We start from the raw sequence: 15,541 nt of genomic DNA, 5'->3' as shown, positions 1-15,541 counted from the left end.
AAGAAAACATTTTATGTTTCGCAGGGACGATTATGCGGTTTCATTAAGGAAAGGTTCAATTATTCTTTGCCCGTTGTCCGAAACCGGACAACGTAATAAATTCAATTCACGCCATTTAAGAAATATAAAAACCAATATTTTCAATCAATTAAAAATAATCAATATTCAAAATATACAATTTACCAATGAATCAGAACGCAAACAAATAAATAACCAATAAATAAACCCAATCTATACGCCACGCTATAAAAGCAAACATATAGATATTTAAAATAATAAAAAAACAATAAACAAAATAATGAATATGAATAAATTGCTATGCTTGTGAATAAATTGCGCTAATGATTCATCCCTTCGTTACAGGAAATCCTGATATAACGCCAACTTTCGTAAACCACACGCCCTCAGGTTCGGGTATACTACGGCCTTCGATTCCACAAACATCAGGCATACCATGACAGACCTAATCCAACGCCCTCGCCGCCTGCGCAAATCTCCCGCGCTGCGCGCTATGTTTGAAGAGACAACACTCAGCTTAAATGACCTGGTGTTGCCGATCTTTGTTGAAGAAGAACTCGACGATTACAAAGCTATCGACGCCATGCCAGGCGTGATGCGTATTCCAGAGAAACACCTGGCGCGCGAAATTGAACGCATTGCTAATGCTGGCATCCGCTCGGTGATGACTTTCGGCATTTCCCACCATACGGATGACACCGGTAGCGATGCCTGGAAAGAAGACGGTCTGGTGGCGCGCATGTCGCGTATCTGCAAACAGACCGTGCCGGAAATGATCGTCATGTCCGACACCTGCTTCTGCGAATACACCTCACACGGCCACTGCGGCGTGTTATGCGATCACGGCGTGGATAACGATTTAACCCTTACCAACCTCGGCAAGCAGGCGGTGGTTGCCGCCGCAGCGGGTGCGGACTTCATCGCACCTTCCGCCGCAATGGATGGTCAGGTACAGGCGATTCGCCAGGCGCTGGACGCCGCGGGCTTCACCGATACCGCTATCATGTCCTACTCCACTAAGTTTGCCTCATCTTTTTACGGCCCATTCCGTGAAGCCGCGGGCACCGCGCTGAAAGGCGATCGTAAAACCTATCAGATGAACCCGATGAACCGTCGGGAAGCGATTCGCGAATCGCTGCTGGATGAAGCCCAGGGCGCAGACTGCCTGATGGTCAAACCGGCTGGCGCGTACCTCGATATTCTGCGCGATATCCGCGAACGCACCGAGCTGCCGATTGGCGCTTATCAGGTCAGCGGTGAATACGCGATGATCAAATTCGCGGCGCTGGCGGGGGCTATAGATGAAGAGAAAGTGGTGCTGGAAAGCTTAGGGTCGATCAAACGCGCTGGCGCGGATCTGATCTTCAGCTACTTCGCACTGGATCTGGCTGAGAAAAAAATTCTGCGTTAATAACGCCTAACCGGGCCTACAGGTCGTAGGCCCGGCAAGTAAAGCGTCTCCGGTAATCATCACGCCCGATAAAATGGCTTATCTCCCAGAATCGTTGCCCGATGCATAATGCGCCGCTGCGGCAGATAATCCGCATTCGCATAATGCTGCGTCACGCGATTATCCCAAATCGCCACATCGTTGGGCTGCCAGCGCCAGCGCACCTGAAACTCCGGTTTGGTGATATGCGCGAACAAAAAGCTCAGTAACGCCTCGCTCTCTTTTTCCGTGACATCAACAATTCGCGTGGTAAATCCTTCATTCACGAACAGCGCCTGCTTCCCGCTCACCGGATGCGTGCGCACCACCGGATGCAGCAACGGTGGATGTTTAGCGACGGCCTCCAGCCAGCGCAGGTGCTCCTCTGGGGTCTTGCGATATTTATATTCCTGAAATGATTTACGGAAATCATGCTCTGCCCGCAGGCCACTCAGCAACTGACGGAACGGCTCAGACAATGCTTCATAAGCGGCAATCCCACTGGTCCACAGAGTGTCGCCCCCGGTTGATGGCAGCTCTTTCGCCGCTAAAATCGCCCCGGCAGGCGGCGTGTCGATAAAGGTGACATCGGTGTGCCAGTTGTCGTTATCCGGCGGATTATCGTTATGGGTATCCAGCACGATAATTTCTTCTACTCCTTCGGCATGCGGATAGACCGGGTGAATATGCAGATCGCCAAAACGCAGCGCCAGCGCCCGCTGTTGTTGCGGCGTAATAACCTGCTCGCGCAGAAACACCACCTGGTGGCGCAATACCGCATGATAAAGCTGTTCAAACTGATTATCGCTCAGCGGACGCGCCAAATCCGCACCAGAAATTTGTGCGCCAATATACGGCCCCAGCGGGGTTATGCTCAGACGTTCACTCATTGTACTTCTCCATGCCAGGGCGTCAGACGGCGCTGAAGCGCACGCAGACCCAGTTCTAAAATAAACGCGATAACGGCAATCACCGCGATCCCCGCCAGCACCACATCCGTTGCCAGAAACTCACCGGCAGACTGGACCATAAATCCTAAGCCTCGCGTGGCGGCAATCAGCTCTGCGGCCACCAGCGTCGACCAGCCCACCCCAAGTCCGATACGTAATCCGGTGAGGATCTCAGGTAATGCCCCCGGCAAAATAACAAACCACAGCACCTGCGCACGGCTGGCTCCCAGCGATTGCGCGGCGCGCACTCTCACCTGCTGCGCACTTTTCACTCCCGCCAGCGCCGACATCGCTACAGGGGCAAAAATCGCCAGATAGATAAGCAAGATCTTGGACGTTTCACCGATGCCAAACCAAATGACCATCAGCGGTAGATAGGCCAGGGGCGGAACCGGACGATACAGCTCAATGATCGGATCGAGAATGCCGCGCATCGTCGGACTCAGCCCCATAGCGATTCCAACCGGAACGCCCAGCAGCACCGCCGCCAGCAGCGCGATAACAATACGTGTCAGACTCGCCGCCAGATGCTGCCACAGCGTGGCGTCCATAAATCCCTGCGGACCGGCAATAACGATCAGCTTTTGTAAAACCTGTCCCGGTGGCGGTAAAAACAGCGGACTGACTAACTGCAGCGCCGCCACCGTCCACCACAACGCCAAAATGACGGCCAACGTACCAAGGCTTAAGGTAATCTGCCGCGAGAACGGCCAGCGCCAGTTGAGCGCGCGCTGGCGACGGGGTTTATCATTAATCACCACGCTCATGAAAATGCCTCCCGTTGTTCAAAGACTCGACCTAACACGTACTCGCGCATGGCGATAAACTGCGGATCGGACTTAATGCTGCGACTCGACTCTCCAGCCACAAAGCGACGGGCGAAATTCAGCGGCAGACGCTCCAGTACCCGGCCTGGGCCTGGCGACAGCAATACCAGCTCTGTCGCCATAAACACCGCTTCTTCAATATCGTGCGTAATCAACAGCACCTGTTTGCCAGCCTCATGCCACAGCTTCAGCAGCAGGGTTTGCATCTGCTCACGAGTAAAGGCGTCGAGCGCGCCAAAAGGCTCATCCAGCAACAACAACTGTGGATTGGCCGCCAGCGCCCGCGCAATGCCGACGCGCTGCCGCTGTCCACCGGAAAGCTGCCAGATAAAGCGTTTGCCCGCGTCCTCCAGCCCGACTTTCTGCAACATCTCCAGGGCAATACGCTGACGCTGTGGTTTATCCACCCCCGCCAGCTGCAGACCAAAAGCCACGTTGTCCTGCACGTTACGCCAGGGCAGCAGACCTTCATTCTGGAACACGACCCCGCGATCTGCCCCCGGACCATCAACCCTGTTACCCGCCAGCGTGATGCTGCCATGCTGATACGGCACAAATCCGGCAATCAGATTTAACAATGTGGTTTTCCCGCAACCGGAAGGTCCGAGTACCACCAGCAGCTCACCGCTATCGAGCGTCAGGTTGATATCCTCCAGCGCCGGTTTTCCACCGTAGCTGGCGGCAAGATGAGAGATTTGCAGCATCAGCGCCTCCTTATTTATTGCACGAAGCGATCGGTCACATACTGGCTGTAATCCGTCGCAACAGCGGGGACTTTGCCCTGCTCTTTGAGGAACTGCGCGGTGTCGATAATGGCTTTGTTCACCGGTCCGGTCAGTTCGGCAGTCTGCTGTTGCGGCGTCAGGTAAGTGTTACCTTTCACCAGTCCCGGCACATCCGCTTCCGGCACGCCGCTTAAACGCGACAATTTGCTGATATTCTCAGGCTGCTTCAGCCACTCATCGGGATTAGCGATATAAGGTTGCTGCGCATCGATAGCGCTTTTGGCAAAGGCTTTCACCACCTCAGGATGCTTCTCGGCAAAATCTTTGCGTACCACCCACACGTCCAGCGTCGGTGCGCCCCACTCACCAACCTGCGATGAGTCGGTTAACACCTTGCCGTCTTTTTCCAGCGCATTGACCGCAGGAGCCCAGACGTACGCGCCGTCAATATCCCCGCGCTGCCATGCGGCAATAATCGCAGGTGGTTGCAGGTTCACAATCTCCACCTGACCGGGTTTAATCCCCCAGTGTTTCAACGCCGCCAGCAGGCTGTAATGGGTGGTGGAGATAAACGGCACCGCAATGCGTTTGCCAATCAAATCTTCCGGTTTACTGATGTTTTTCTTCACCACTAGTGCCTCGGAGTTACCAAGCTTTGACGCCAGCAGAAAAACTTCAATGGGTACTTGCTGACTGGCGGCGACCGCCAGCGGGCTGGAGCCAAGATTACCGATCTGCACGTCGCCGGAGGCTAGCGCCCGGACGATGCTCGCGCCGCTGTCGAATTTGCGCCAGTCAACGGTAGCGCCGCTCTCTTTGGCAAAAGTATTATCCGCCTGCGCCACTTTGGCGGGTTCGGCGGAGGTCTGATAAGCGACGGTGACGTTCACCGCCTGCGCCTGAAATGCGATGAATGCCAGTGCACCGAGAAGTGCGTTACGCGATGAAATAGCCATGATTGTCTGCTCCCCTGTCTTGTTATGGAGGCAGTATTTCGTTGCGGCACAATTTGATAAAGGAATTAAAAATTCTGGCTAAGAACAAAGCGTTTTTAGAAAAAAAGCGGCAATAGTTAGCGATTTTGCTCATTACAGATGGAATTCGTAGGCCTGATAAGCGCAGCGCCATCAGGCACTGTTGCCGGATGGCGGCGCAAGCGCCTTATCCGGCCTACAACACCCGGCAAATTATTGCGATTTTGTTACATTCGTTACATAACTACACCTGGATGATTGCCAGCGCGGCGCTGACCGGCATCATAGACGCCATTATCAGGCAAGAGAGTAAAATCATGATTCATGTTGTGCTGGTGGATGACCATGTGGTGGTGCGTTCCGGCTTTGCGCAATTACTCAGTCTCGAAGACGATCTCAACGTTACCGGTCAGTACAGCAGCGCAGCGGAGGCCTGGCCTGCACTTCTGCATGATGACGTCAACGTTGCGGTGATGGATATCGCCATGCCGGATGAAAATGGTCTGCGCCTGTTAAAACGACTGCGGGCACAGAAGCCCGGTTTTCGCGCCATCATTCTCAGCATCTATGACTCACCCACGTTTGTGCAAAGTGCGCTGGATGCCGGCGCCAGTGGCTACCTGACCAAACGCTGCGGACCAGAGGAGCTGGTGCAGGCGGTACGATCGGTCGGTATGGGCGGGCATTACCTGTGCGCCGATGCGCTGCGGGCGCTACGCGGCGGCGAACAGCCCGCGCAGGTACTGGAAGTACTGACCCCACGCGAGCGCGAAGTGTTTGAGCTGTTGGTCAAAGGCGACAGCGTAAAAGAGATCGCCTTCAAGCTCGACCTCAGCCACAAGACGGTACACGTTCATCGGGCGAACGTGCTGGGCAAACTGCAATGCCACAGCACCATCGATCTGGTGCATTTTGCCCTCGACCACCAGCTATTAACGGGGCATTAATGTCGCGTAGCCTTCGGCATTGGGTTATTTCTCTGTTTATTCTGCTGGCCTGGGGATCAGGCTGGTTGATGCTGTGGACGCTGGGGTTTTACCTGACCCACAACGGCCAGCAGGCGGCGCTGTTCCTGCCACACGGCGTCTATCTCGCGCTGCTCATCCTGCTTTCTCGCCGTTACTGGCCCGCGCTGGTATTGCCGCCTGTGCTGATGTTGTTCTGGCTGCACAGTGAGCAATTATTGAATGGCTATATCCTGCTGGCTGCGCCGTTAATTAGCCTGATTCCGGCGAGCATCGGCCAGTCATACTGGCACCGCTTCCCCCTTTACTGGCAGCGCTTAACGCTGCTGCTGGCCGGGGTGACGATCACCTCATTGCTCAATACCGCCCTGCTTTCACCGTTTATCCAAAGTCCGGCAACGTTAATTGGCCTGGCGTCATTTACCGGCGGCGTGCTGCTGACGCCGTTTGTCTATCTGATCTATGAATTTCTGCGCCAGCAGCACCGCTATCATTTGCTCGGATTGGATACCACCAATCCCCCGCTGCGCACCTCGCTTATCATCTGGTGCAGCCTGTTTTTTATTATTGGCATCGGCACCCAGATGGTGTTGTCGCCGGAGATCGAGCGCCTGTTGCTGATCGTGGTGTTTTTACCGAACGTGGTGATGGCGTGGAAATTTGGCTGGCAGGGCGGCGTGTTGTCCGGATTGCTCGGCAGTATGATGATCACCATCGCCCGGCAAATCGGCGTCGGGTTCAGTAATTTACTGGAGCTGGAGATTTTCCTCGCCACCCAGGCGCTGCTCGGCATAGGGCTGGGGATCGCCATCAGCCGCCAGCAGCATCTGGCGCAAAACCTGCACCATTATCGCCAGCGTCTGGAAACTGAACTGGCGGCGCGTCGCGCGCTGACCGAACAGCTGATCCGCACCGAAGAAAACACGCGCAAAAGCCTGGCGCGGGAACTGCACGACGAAATTGGTCAGAACATCACCGCCATTCAAATTCAATCACAACTGGTCAAACGCGCACCGGGTCGCGAGCAAACGCTTGAGGCGGCAAATCAGATCAACGACCTGGCCCGGCGTATTCACCACTCCACCCGCCAGCTGTTGCGCCAGCTGCGCCCACCCGCGCTCGATGAACTGTCTTTTAAAGATGCACTACATCATCTGGTGAATGAATTTGCTTTTGCTGAACGGGGTATTCGCTGTCGCTTTGATTATCAGCTAGAGAATACGCCAGAAAACGAAACGGTGCGCTTCACGCTGTATCGCCTGTTGCAGGAGTTACTCAATAACGTCTGTAAACATGCCGATGCCAGCGATGTGTCGATTACGCTGCGCCAGCAGGAACAGCGCTTGTTTCTGGACGTCGCTGACAATGGCGTGGGTATTCTGCCAGAAAAAATTCCCGGTTTCGGTATCCAGGGAATGCGTGAGCGGGTGAGCGCCCTTGGCGGTGAACTGACGATCGAATCAAACAACGGCACACGGGTAATTGTTAACCTGCCCACAAATTTGCAACAAATCAGCCGCTAACCAGGAAAAAGTCTTAGCCACTCTGGACTTTCTCTCATCCCCTTTTGCTTTCACTTTCCTATAGTCAGCACAAACGGAGACTGCCATGCATACACGCTCAGCCAGCGAAACAGATCAACAATACCGGGCGCTACGCCCCCGACTGCTGATGTGTATGGTCATTGGCTATGCCGCGTTTTATCTGACGCGCAAAAGCGTTAACTACGTCCTCCCGGCGCTACAAACGGACCTCGGTCTGGATAAAGGCGATATCGGTCTGTTGGGGTCGCTGTTTTACCTGACCTATGGCCTGTCGAAATTTACCGCCGGACTGTGGCACGACAGCCACGGACAACGCGCATTTATGGGCATTGGCCTTTTTGCCACCGGTGTTTTGAATGTGCTGTTCACCTTTGGTGAATCGCTGACGCTGCTGCTGGTGGTCTGGACGCTGAACGGTTTTTTTCAGGGTTGGGGCTGGCCGCCCTGCGCCCGACTACTGACCCACTGGTACTCGCGCAACGAACGCGGATTCTGGTGGGGCTGCTGGAATATGTCGATCAACATTGGTGGGGCAGTTATCCCGCTGATTAGCGCCTTTGCCGCCCACTGGTGGGGCTGGCAGGCAGCGATGCTGGCACCGGGGATTATCAGCATGGCGTTAGGCATTTGGCTCACTCTGCAACTGAAAGGCACGCCCCGGGAAGAGGGATTACCGACGGTTGGGGAATGGCGGCATGACCCGCTGGAGCTGCGTCAGGAACAGCAAAGTCCGCCGATGGGGCTGTGGCAAATGTTACGTACCACCATGCTGAAAAACCCGATGATCTGGCTGCTCGGCGTGTCGTATGTATTGGTCTATTTGATCCGCATTGCGCTCAACGACTGGGGCAACATCTGGCTGACGGAAAGCCACGGCGTGAATCTGCTCAGCGCCAATGCCACGGTGATGCTGTTTGAAGTTGGCGGTTTGCTGGGGGCGCTGTTTGCCGGATGGGGCTCGGATCTGCTGTTCAGCGGTCAGCGTGCGCCGATGATTTTGCTGTTCACGCTGGGGCTGATGGTCTCCGTCGCCGCGCTGTGGCTGGCGCCAGTGCACCACTACGCGCTACTGGCAATGTGTTTCTTTACGGTGGGCTTTTTTGTGTTTGGCCCACAGATGCTGATTGGCCTCGCGGCAGTGGAGTGCGGACACAAAGCGGCAGCAGGTTCAATTACCGGTTTTCTCGGGCTGTTTGCCTATCTGGGGGCCGCGCTGGCGGGTTGGCCGCTGTCGCTGGTCATAGAACACTACGGCTGGTCGGGAATGTTCAGTTTGCTCTCGGTCGCCGCTGTCTTTATGGGTTTATTGCTGATGCCACTGCTCATTGCAGGCATTACCCCTTCTCTCAGTCAAAGGATAAAACAATGAAACTGACGCTTACCTCTACACTAATTGCCTCCGCTCTTACGCTGGCAGCCTTCAGTAACGCAGCTCAGCCGCAGGGCCGTCTGGTGGTGTATTGCAGCGCCACTAACGAGATGTGCGAAACCGAAACCAAAGCCTTCGGTGAAAAATATGATGTGAAAACCTCATTCATTCGCAACGGTTCGGGCAGTACGCTGGCGAAAGTGGATGCCGAGAAGAAAAATCCACAGGCGGATGTCTGGTACGGCGGTACGCTGGATCCGCAGTCCCAGGCCGGGGAAATGGGCCTGCTGCAGCCGTATAAATCACCCAATCTCGAACAGATCATGGAGAAATTCCGCGATCCCGCGAAGGTGAAAGGCAATCTCTCCTCGGCGGTTTACGTCGGTATTCTGGGCTTTGGCGTCAATACCCAGCGCCTGAAAGAGAAAAAACTGCCGGTGCCAAAATGCTGGAAGGATCTGACCAAACCGGAATACAAAGGTGAAATCCAGATTGCTGACCCGCAAAGCTCCGGTACCGCCTATACCGCGCTGGCGACTTTTGCCCAGTTGTGGGGTGAAGATCAGGCCTTTGACTACCTGAAACAGCTCAACGCCAACGTCTCTCAATACACTAAATCAGGCATTGCCCCAGCGCGTAACGCCGCCCGTGGCGAAACGGCGATTGGCATTGGCTTCCTGCACGACTACTCGCTGGAAAAAGAACAGGGCGCACCGCTGGAGCTAATTTCACCGTGCGAAGGTACTGGCTATGAGATCGGCGGCGTTAGCATTCTGAAAGGCGCGCGCAACCTCGATAACGCCAAACTGTTCGTTGACTGGGTACTGTCAAAAGATGCCCAGGAACTGGCGTGGAAGAAAGGTAAGTCCTATCAGATCCTGACCAACACCACCGCCGAGACGTCTCCTAACTCGCTGAAGCTCGACGACCTGAAACTTATCAATTACGACATGGATAAGTACGGCTCGACCGACGTGCGTAAAGCGTTGATCAATAAGTGGGTCAGCGAAGTGAAGATGGGTAAATAAGCCTACATCGGCGATCATTTGCCGGGTGCGGCGTAAATACCGCATCCGGCCTGGAATACCGGAACCGCTATGTCACACACACTTGCACTCCATCCCGTGAAAAAACGGGATGCGATATTTCTTTGGGTTTTGCTTGGCTGGCTGGCGTTTGCCCTGTTGCCAAGCTGGAGCCTGGACTACGGTCTGCTGGAGTCGACAGGAGAGGAAATACTCGCTGCCTACGGCTGGTCACAGTTCAATATCAGTTGGTTATGGTATCTGCTGCCGAGCCTGCTACTGGTGCGCCCGTTCCATGAGGCCAGGCGCGAACAGCGCGGCCGCCATTATCTTGATGCGGGCTGGGCTTTTTTCTGTATGGCGTTTATCGTCGCCAGCGCGACTCTTGAGGGGCGCGGCTTAGGCTATGCCACCATAGTGTTGTTTGTGGCACTTGGCGCGATCATGACCCTGGCGCTCACCCGTCTGGAATGGCTGGGCGGCGACCGTTTCGTCATCGGCTCGCTCACCGCGATTGTCGCCTTGATCGGTATTTTTATCGTCTGGCCAAGTATCGCTATTTTTATTCCGATGTTCACCAACGACGCCGGGGAATTTGCCCCGCTGGCGTTTATGAATGTGCTGTCGCAGGCACATATCATTCAGGTGATCCTCAACTCGATTATGCTGTCGATCGCCGTCGGCGTCGGCTGTACCTTCTTTGGTCTGGTACTGGCTATCTATACCACCCGTATCGCCAGACGCAGCGCTATTATCGGACGAATTTTCTCGATTCTGCCGATCGTCACCCCGCCGTTTGTCGTGGGTTTAGGCGTCACGCTGATGATGGGACGCTCCGGCTACATCACCGAATTTATGGTCGAATGGTTTGGCTTAACCAACACCAACTGGCTGTACGGTTTTACCGGCATCTGGCTGGCGCAGGTGCTGGCCTTCACCCCGATGGCGTTTATGATCCTCGACGGAGCAATCAAAACCATTCATCCATCGCTGGAAGAAGCGTCATACACCCTGCGTGCCAGCCGCTGGCAGACCTTTAACGGCGTGTTTGTCCCGCTGCTGAAACCAGCGCTGGCGAACGCCTTTTTGATTGTGGTTGTGCAGTCGCTGGCTGACTTTAGTAACCCGCTGGTGCTCGGCGGTAACTTCGACGTGCTGGCAACGCAAATCTACTTCTACATCACTGGTTCGCAGCTCGACTACCAGGCCGCCAGTACGCTGGGTGCCTTCCTGCTGCTGTTCTCGCTGCTGGTGTTCTGCGTGCAATATATGTGGATTGGTAAACGCTCATACGTCACCGTTTCCGGTAAATCCTACCGGGGCGATGTGCAGCCGTTACCTGTGACGCTGGTATGGAGCGTGGTCGCGCTGCTGTCGGTGTGGATTGCCTTTAACGCCCTGTTGTACGGCAGCATTTTCTACGGCAGTTTCACCGTTAACTGGGGCGTGGACTACACCCTGACGTTAGCGAACTTTACCAAACTGTTCGGTCAGGGGATGAGCGACGGCGCATGGCCTTCACTGCTCGACACCCTGCTCTACGCCGGTATTGCCGCGCCGATCACCGCCATCTTCGGCCTGCTGATCGCCTGGGTAGTCGTGCGCCAACAGTTTAAGGGCAAGAAGACCATCGAGTTCACCACCATGCTGTGCTTTGCCGTCCCGGGCACCGTCGCGGGCGTATCGTACATTCTGGCCTTTAACAGCGCCCCGGTGTACCTCACTGGTACGGCGGCGATTGTCATTATCTCGATGGTAATGCGTAACGTCCCGGTCGGCATTCGCGCGGGTATCGCGGGCTTAGGCCAGATCGATAAATCACTGGATGAAGCCTCGCTCAGCCTGCGTGCCGGTTCGCTGCGTACCATTACGCATATCCTGCTGCCGCTGCTACGCCCGGCGATCCTTTCGGCGCTGATTTACAGCTTTGTGCGCGCCATTACCACCGTCAGCGCCATTGTGTTCCTCGTCACGCCGGATACCCGCGTAGCGACGGCCTACATCCTTAACCGAGTGGAAGACGGCGAATACGGTGTGGCGATTGCCTACGGTTCCATTCTGATCGTGGTGATGCTGGCGATTATTTTCATCTTTGACTGGCTGATCGGTGAATCACGTACCTCCCGTTCAAAAGCCAAAAACCAGGCGTAATGGAGCGCACTATGACTCAGAAAAATTTCGTTGAACTGCGCAACGTCACCAAACGATTTGGCAGTAATACGGTAATCGACAATATCAACCTCACCATCCCGCAGGGGCAAATGGTGACGCTGCTCGGCCCATCCGGTTGTGGCAAAACCACCATTTTGCGCCTGGTCGCCGGGCTGGAAAAACCGAGCGAAGGGCAGATTTTCATTGATGGCGAAGACGTCACCCATCGCTCAATTCAGCAGCGTGATATCTGTATGGTGTTTCAGTCCTATGCCCTGTTCCCGCATATGTCGCTGGGAGAGAACGTTGGTTACGGCCTGAAGATGCTCGGCGTATCCCGCGCTGAGGTGAAAGCCCGTGTCAAAGAGGCACTGGCGATGGTCGATCTGGAAGGATTCGAAGAGCGCTATGTTGATCAGATCTCCGGCGGTCAGCAGCAGCGCGTAGCGCTGGCCCGCGCGTTGATCCTCAAGCCGAAAGTGCTGCTGTTTGATGAGCCGTTGAGTAACCTCGACGCCAACCTGCGTCGCAGCATGCGCGACAAGATCCGCGAACTGCAAAAGCAGTTTGATATCACCTCGCTGTACGTCACCCACGATCAGAGCGAAGCCTTTGCGGTTTCCGATACCGTGCTGGTGATGAACAAGGGGCACATCATGCAGATCGGTTCACCGCAGGATCTTTACCGCCAGCCCGCCTCGCGCTTTATGGCAAGTTTTATGGGTGACGCCAACCTGTTCCCGGCCACCTTCGGTGACCAATACGTTGATATCTACGGCTACCACCTGCCGCGCCCGCTGCACTTTGATACGCAAGGCGAAGGCATGGTCGGCGTGCGCCCGGAAGCGATCACGCTTAGCGATCGCGGCGAAGAGAGTCAGCGCTGCGTGATCCGCCACGTGGCCTATATGGGCCCCCAGTATGAAGTCACGGTGGAATGGCACGGGCAGGAGATCTTATTGCAGGTCAACGCTACGCGTTTACAGCCAGACGTCGGCGAGCAGTATTATCTCGAAATCCATCCGTACGGCATGTTTGTTCTGGCGGATGCAGCATAACGTTTTGTGGCTTTGTAGGCCGGATAAGGCGCTTATGCCACCATCCGGCAATGCCTGATGCGCTGCGCTTATCAGGCCTACATTGAACGATGCAGGCCCGATAAACTCTCAGCTTCGCGCTTTTAGCACGGCAATATCCGCAGGCGTGGTGCGACAGCACCCGCCAATCAACCGTGCGCCAGTGGCCTGCCACTGCGGCAGATAATCCGCCAGATGCGCACAATGCTCACCGTGATGATGCCAGGTTTTGCTCACGGCATCATACTGCTCGCCCGAGTTCGGATACACTACCAGCGGCAGCGCCGTTAAACTGTGTAAATGCTGCAACGCAGCGGTGGTGTTTTCCAGCGCAATGCAGTTAATACCTAGCGCCACCACCAGCGGATAATCCGCCAGCAACGCAACCACGTCACGCAGCGGCGTACCGTCGCTCAGGTGCTCGCTGTCGCGCAGGGTAAATGAGAACCACGCCCGCGCACGCGGATATGCAGTCAATAACTCAGCCAGCGCGCTAATTTCGGCAAAATTTGGCAGGGTTTCACAGGCCAGAAGATCGGCCCCGGCATCCAGCAAGGCTTCCACGCGCGGGCGGTGAAACGCCTGAAACTCTTCAGCGCTACGTTGGTAATCACCACGGTATTCAGAACCATCCGCCAGATACGCGCCGTAAGGCCCGACCGATCCTGCTACCAGCAGCGTACCCGCCTGCGGGTTCTCGGCCAGATACGCTTCACGGGCTTTACGCGCCAGCTCCACGCTTTTGCCAATCAGCGCTTTCGACTGCGCTTCATCCAGATCTCGCGCGGCAAAGCCCGCCGGCGTCGCCTGATAGCTGGCGGTGATCGCGCACTGCGCCCCCGCCCGGTAGTAATCGAGATGGACTTCGCGGATAAGCTCCGGATTTTCGACCAGCACTTTGGCTGACCACAGACTATCGGCTAAGTTACAGCCACGCGCTTCCAGCTCCGTCGCCATCGCACCATCGAGCAGCAGGAAATCCTGTTTATCGAGGATGGCGCTTAACGGATTATTCTGCGACATGTTCGGGCTCCTGTTTGGTTTTACGCGGTTGAGTAAGGAAATAAGCACCATAACACACTGCCACAAACGGTAACCCGCACCACAGCGCAATTCTCTGCGCTGGATCGAATGCCAGCCCGACACAAGCCACCAGGCACAGCACAAATCCCAGTACCGGCACCAGCGGATACCACGGCGCGCGATAATGCAATTCACTCAATGCCTTACCCTGCTGCAGATGACGGCGGCGAAAGACGAAGTGTGAAGCGCAAATACTCAGCCACACCGCCACCACCGCAAACCCGGAGATTGCCGACAGCGCGACAAATACCGTATCCGGGGCCACCACGCTGGAAAACAGCGCCAGTACACCACCGAGCATACTGACCGACAGCGCCGTCAGCGGCACGCCGTTTTTCGTTACTCGCGCAAAACAGGCCGGTAGCGTACGTTCATTCGACAGCGACCACAGCATGCGCCCGGAGGCATACAGCCCAGAGTTCGCCGCGGATAGAATAGCCGTCAGGATCACGAAGTTAAAAATATCGGCGGCGTAAGGAATCCCCACCTTCTCAAATACCAATACAAACGGGCTTTTCTCCACGCCCGCCTGCTGCATCGGGATCAGCGCCGCCAGCACAAACACGGTGCCGATAAAGAAAATAATCAGTCGCGCGATAGTGGTACGAATCGCTACCGGAATGACCTTGCGCGGGTTTTCTGTTTCTCCGGCGGCAATGCCGATAAGCTCGGTTCCCGAAAAAGCAAAATTCACCGCCACCATCGTCATCAGGATCGGTAAGCCACCGTGTGGGAACCAGCCTTCCGCCGTGATATTACTCAGTCCAGGCGCGGGTGAGCCATCCTGCATCGGGATAAAACCAAAAATCGCCGCCCCGCCGAGGATGATAAAGGCGATGATAGTGACCACTTTTACCAGCGAGAACCAGAACTCCCCTTCGGCAAAAAAGCGCGTGGAGATGACGTTCAGACCAAAAATAATCGCGCAGAACACCACACACCAGACCCAAACCGGCACCTGTGGAAACCAGTACTGCATACAGAATCCGGCGGCGGTAAAGCTCGACCCCAGCGCCACAGTCCAGGTCAGCCAGTAGAGCCAGGCTACGGTATATCCCGTTGCGGGGCCGAGATAACGCGCAGCATAGACGTGAAACGCCCCAGTCTCCGGCATCGCGACCGAAAGCTCGCCCAGACACTGCATAACCAACCAGACCACCAGCGCGCCAATCAGATAAGCCAGCAGCGTTCCCGCCGCCCCGGTAGTGGAGATGATGTACCCGGTATTGAAGAATAACCCTGTGCCAATCACGCCGCCTAAGGAGAGCATTATCAGGTGACGCGTTTTCATTGTGCGCTTCAGTGGCGCATTTTGTTGTGTTGTTTGCATATAACCTTCTAAACGTATGGACATCTAAACATCCAAAGAAGGTTTGTTATACCGTGTTTGTTAACAGAATGCAAA

Annotated in this window: 13 protein-coding genes; 7 read left to right on the top strand and 6 right to left on the bottom strand. The window is 55.4% G+C overall.

What is annotated here, in order from left to right:
- Positions 1–454 precede the first annotated feature (454 nt).
- Complete coding sequence (gene hemB / locus E6P06_RS09085) at positions 455–1,429, top strand: porphobilinogen synthase (RefSeq protein ID WP_003021420.1); 975 nt, start codon at positions 455–457, stop codon at positions 1,427–1,429.
- A 59-nt stretch (positions 1,430–1,488) separates the two neighbouring features.
- Here hemB and tauD read toward each other — a convergent pair whose 3' ends face one another.
- The 4 genes from tauD to tauA are packed head-to-tail and all read right to left on the bottom strand — an operon-like array spanning position 1,489 to position 4,905.
- Complete coding sequence (tauD, locus tag E6P06_RS09080; protein ID WP_003021417.1) at positions 1,489–2,337, bottom strand: taurine dioxygenase; 849 nt, start codon at positions 2,335–2,337, stop codon at positions 1,489–1,491.
- Positions 2,334–3,164, bottom strand: a complete 831-nt coding sequence (gene tauC / locus E6P06_RS09075) for a taurine ABC transporter permease TauC (RefSeq protein WP_003021414.1) — start codon at positions 3,162–3,164, stop codon at positions 2,334–2,336. Before tauC ends, tauD begins: the two co-directional genes overlap by 4 nt.
- Positions 3,161–3,928, bottom strand: a complete 768-nt coding sequence (gene tauB / locus E6P06_RS09070) for a taurine ABC transporter ATP-binding subunit (protein WP_139935145.1) — start codon at positions 3,926–3,928, stop codon at positions 3,161–3,163. Before tauB ends, tauC begins: the two co-directional genes overlap by 4 nt.
- Before the next feature lie 14 nt (positions 3,929–3,942).
- Complete coding sequence (gene tauA / locus E6P06_RS09065) at positions 3,943–4,905, bottom strand: taurine ABC transporter substrate-binding protein (protein ID WP_003021410.1); 963 nt, start codon at positions 4,903–4,905, stop codon at positions 3,943–3,945.
- Positions 4,906–5,240: 335 nt separating this feature from the next.
- On the opposite strand from tauA, the gene E6P06_RS09060 reads away from it, so the two are divergent.
- From E6P06_RS09060 to fbpC, 6 genes are all read left to right on the top strand, one after another.
- Positions 5,241–5,870, top strand: a complete 630-nt coding sequence (locus E6P06_RS09060; RefSeq protein WP_139935897.1) for a response regulator transcription factor — start codon at positions 5,241–5,243, stop codon at positions 5,868–5,870.
- Positions 5,870–7,411: an MASE1 domain-containing protein gene (locus E6P06_RS09055; protein WP_139935144.1), complete on the top strand. Its 1,542-nt coding sequence runs from the start codon at positions 5,870–5,872 to the stop codon at positions 7,409–7,411. The genes E6P06_RS09060 and E6P06_RS09055 overlap by 1 nt, the downstream gene beginning before the upstream one ends.
- An 85-nt stretch (positions 7,412–7,496) precedes the next feature.
- Complete coding sequence (uhpC, locus tag E6P06_RS09050; RefSeq protein ID WP_003847644.1) at positions 7,497–8,801, top strand: MFS transporter family glucose-6-phosphate receptor UhpC; 1,305 nt, start codon at positions 7,497–7,499, stop codon at positions 8,799–8,801.
- Positions 8,798–9,829, top strand: a complete 1,032-nt coding sequence (locus tag E6P06_RS09045; RefSeq protein WP_139935143.1) for an ABC transporter substrate-binding protein — start codon at positions 8,798–8,800, stop codon at positions 9,827–9,829. Before uhpC ends, E6P06_RS09045 begins: the two co-directional genes overlap by 4 nt.
- Positions 9,830–9,898: 69 nt before the next feature.
- Positions 9,899–11,977 (top strand): iron ABC transporter permease, encoded by a 2,079-nt coding sequence (locus E6P06_RS09040; protein WP_139935142.1) that lies wholly within the window; start codon positions 9,899–9,901, stop codon positions 11,975–11,977.
- Positions 11,978–11,988: 11 nt separating this feature from the next.
- Entirely contained in the window at positions 11,989–13,035 is a 1,047-nt protein-coding gene (gene fbpC / locus E6P06_RS09035; RefSeq protein ID WP_003847645.1) for a ferric ABC transporter ATP-binding protein, read from the top strand.
- 108 nt (positions 13,036–13,143) lie between these two features.
- Here the strand turns inward: fbpC and mmuM are convergent, their stop codons facing one another.
- Entirely contained in the window at positions 13,144–14,076 is a 933-nt protein-coding gene (gene mmuM / locus E6P06_RS09030) for a homocysteine S-methyltransferase (RefSeq protein WP_139935141.1), read from the bottom strand.
- Positions 14,063–15,466 (bottom strand): S-methylmethionine permease, encoded by a 1,404-nt coding sequence (mmuP, locus tag E6P06_RS09025; protein ID WP_046669946.1) that lies wholly within the window; start codon positions 15,464–15,466, stop codon positions 14,063–14,065. Before mmuP ends, mmuM begins: the two co-directional genes overlap by 14 nt.
- Positions 15,467–15,541: the final 75 nt, after the last annotated feature.

It is taken from the genome of Citrobacter sp. CF971, from assembly GCF_006385635.1.
Lineage (GTDB): Bacteria > Pseudomonadota > Gammaproteobacteria > Enterobacterales > Enterobacteriaceae > Citrobacter > Citrobacter freundii.
This window is presented reverse-complemented; position numbering and strand designations above follow the sequence as displayed.

Bases quoted from the DNA above. Each gene is read 5' to 3' on its own strand.
- hemB (WP_003021420.1), top strand. From the start codon at position 455: ATGACAGACCTAATCCAACGCCCTCGCCGCCTGCGCAAATCTCCCGCG.
- tauD (WP_003021417.1), bottom strand. From the start codon at position 2,337: ATGAGTGAACGTCTGAGCATAACCCCGCTGGGGCCGTATATTGGCGCA.
- tauC (WP_003021414.1), bottom strand. From the start codon at position 3,164: ATGAGCGTGGTGATTAATGATAAACCCCGTCGCCAGCGCGCGCTCAAC.
- tauB (WP_139935145.1), bottom strand. From the start codon at position 3,928: ATGCTGCAAATCTCTCATCTTGCCGCCAGCTACGGTGGAAAACCGGCG.
- tauA (WP_003021410.1), bottom strand. From the start codon at position 4,905: ATGGCTATTTCATCGCGTAACGCACTTCTCGGTGCACTGGCATTCATC.
- E6P06_RS09060 (WP_139935897.1), top strand. From the start codon at position 5,241: ATGATTCATGTTGTGCTGGTGGATGACCATGTGGTGGTGCGTTCCGGC.
- E6P06_RS09055 (WP_139935144.1), top strand. From the start codon at position 5,870: ATGTCGCGTAGCCTTCGGCATTGGGTTATTTCTCTGTTTATTCTGCTG.
- uhpC (WP_003847644.1), top strand. From the start codon at position 7,497: ATGCATACACGCTCAGCCAGCGAAACAGATCAACAATACCGGGCGCTA.
- E6P06_RS09045 (WP_139935143.1), top strand. From the start codon at position 8,798: ATGAAACTGACGCTTACCTCTACACTAATTGCCTCCGCTCTTACGCTG.
- E6P06_RS09040 (WP_139935142.1), top strand. From the start codon at position 9,899: ATGTCACACACACTTGCACTCCATCCCGTGAAAAAACGGGATGCGATA.
- fbpC (WP_003847645.1), top strand. From the start codon at position 11,989: ATGACTCAGAAAAATTTCGTTGAACTGCGCAACGTCACCAAACGATTT.
- mmuM (WP_139935141.1), bottom strand. From the start codon at position 14,076: ATGTCGCAGAATAATCCGTTAAGCGCCATCCTCGATAAACAGGATTTC.
- mmuP (WP_046669946.1), bottom strand. From the start codon at position 15,466: ATGCAAACAACACAACAAAATGCGCCACTGAAGCGCACAATGAAAACG.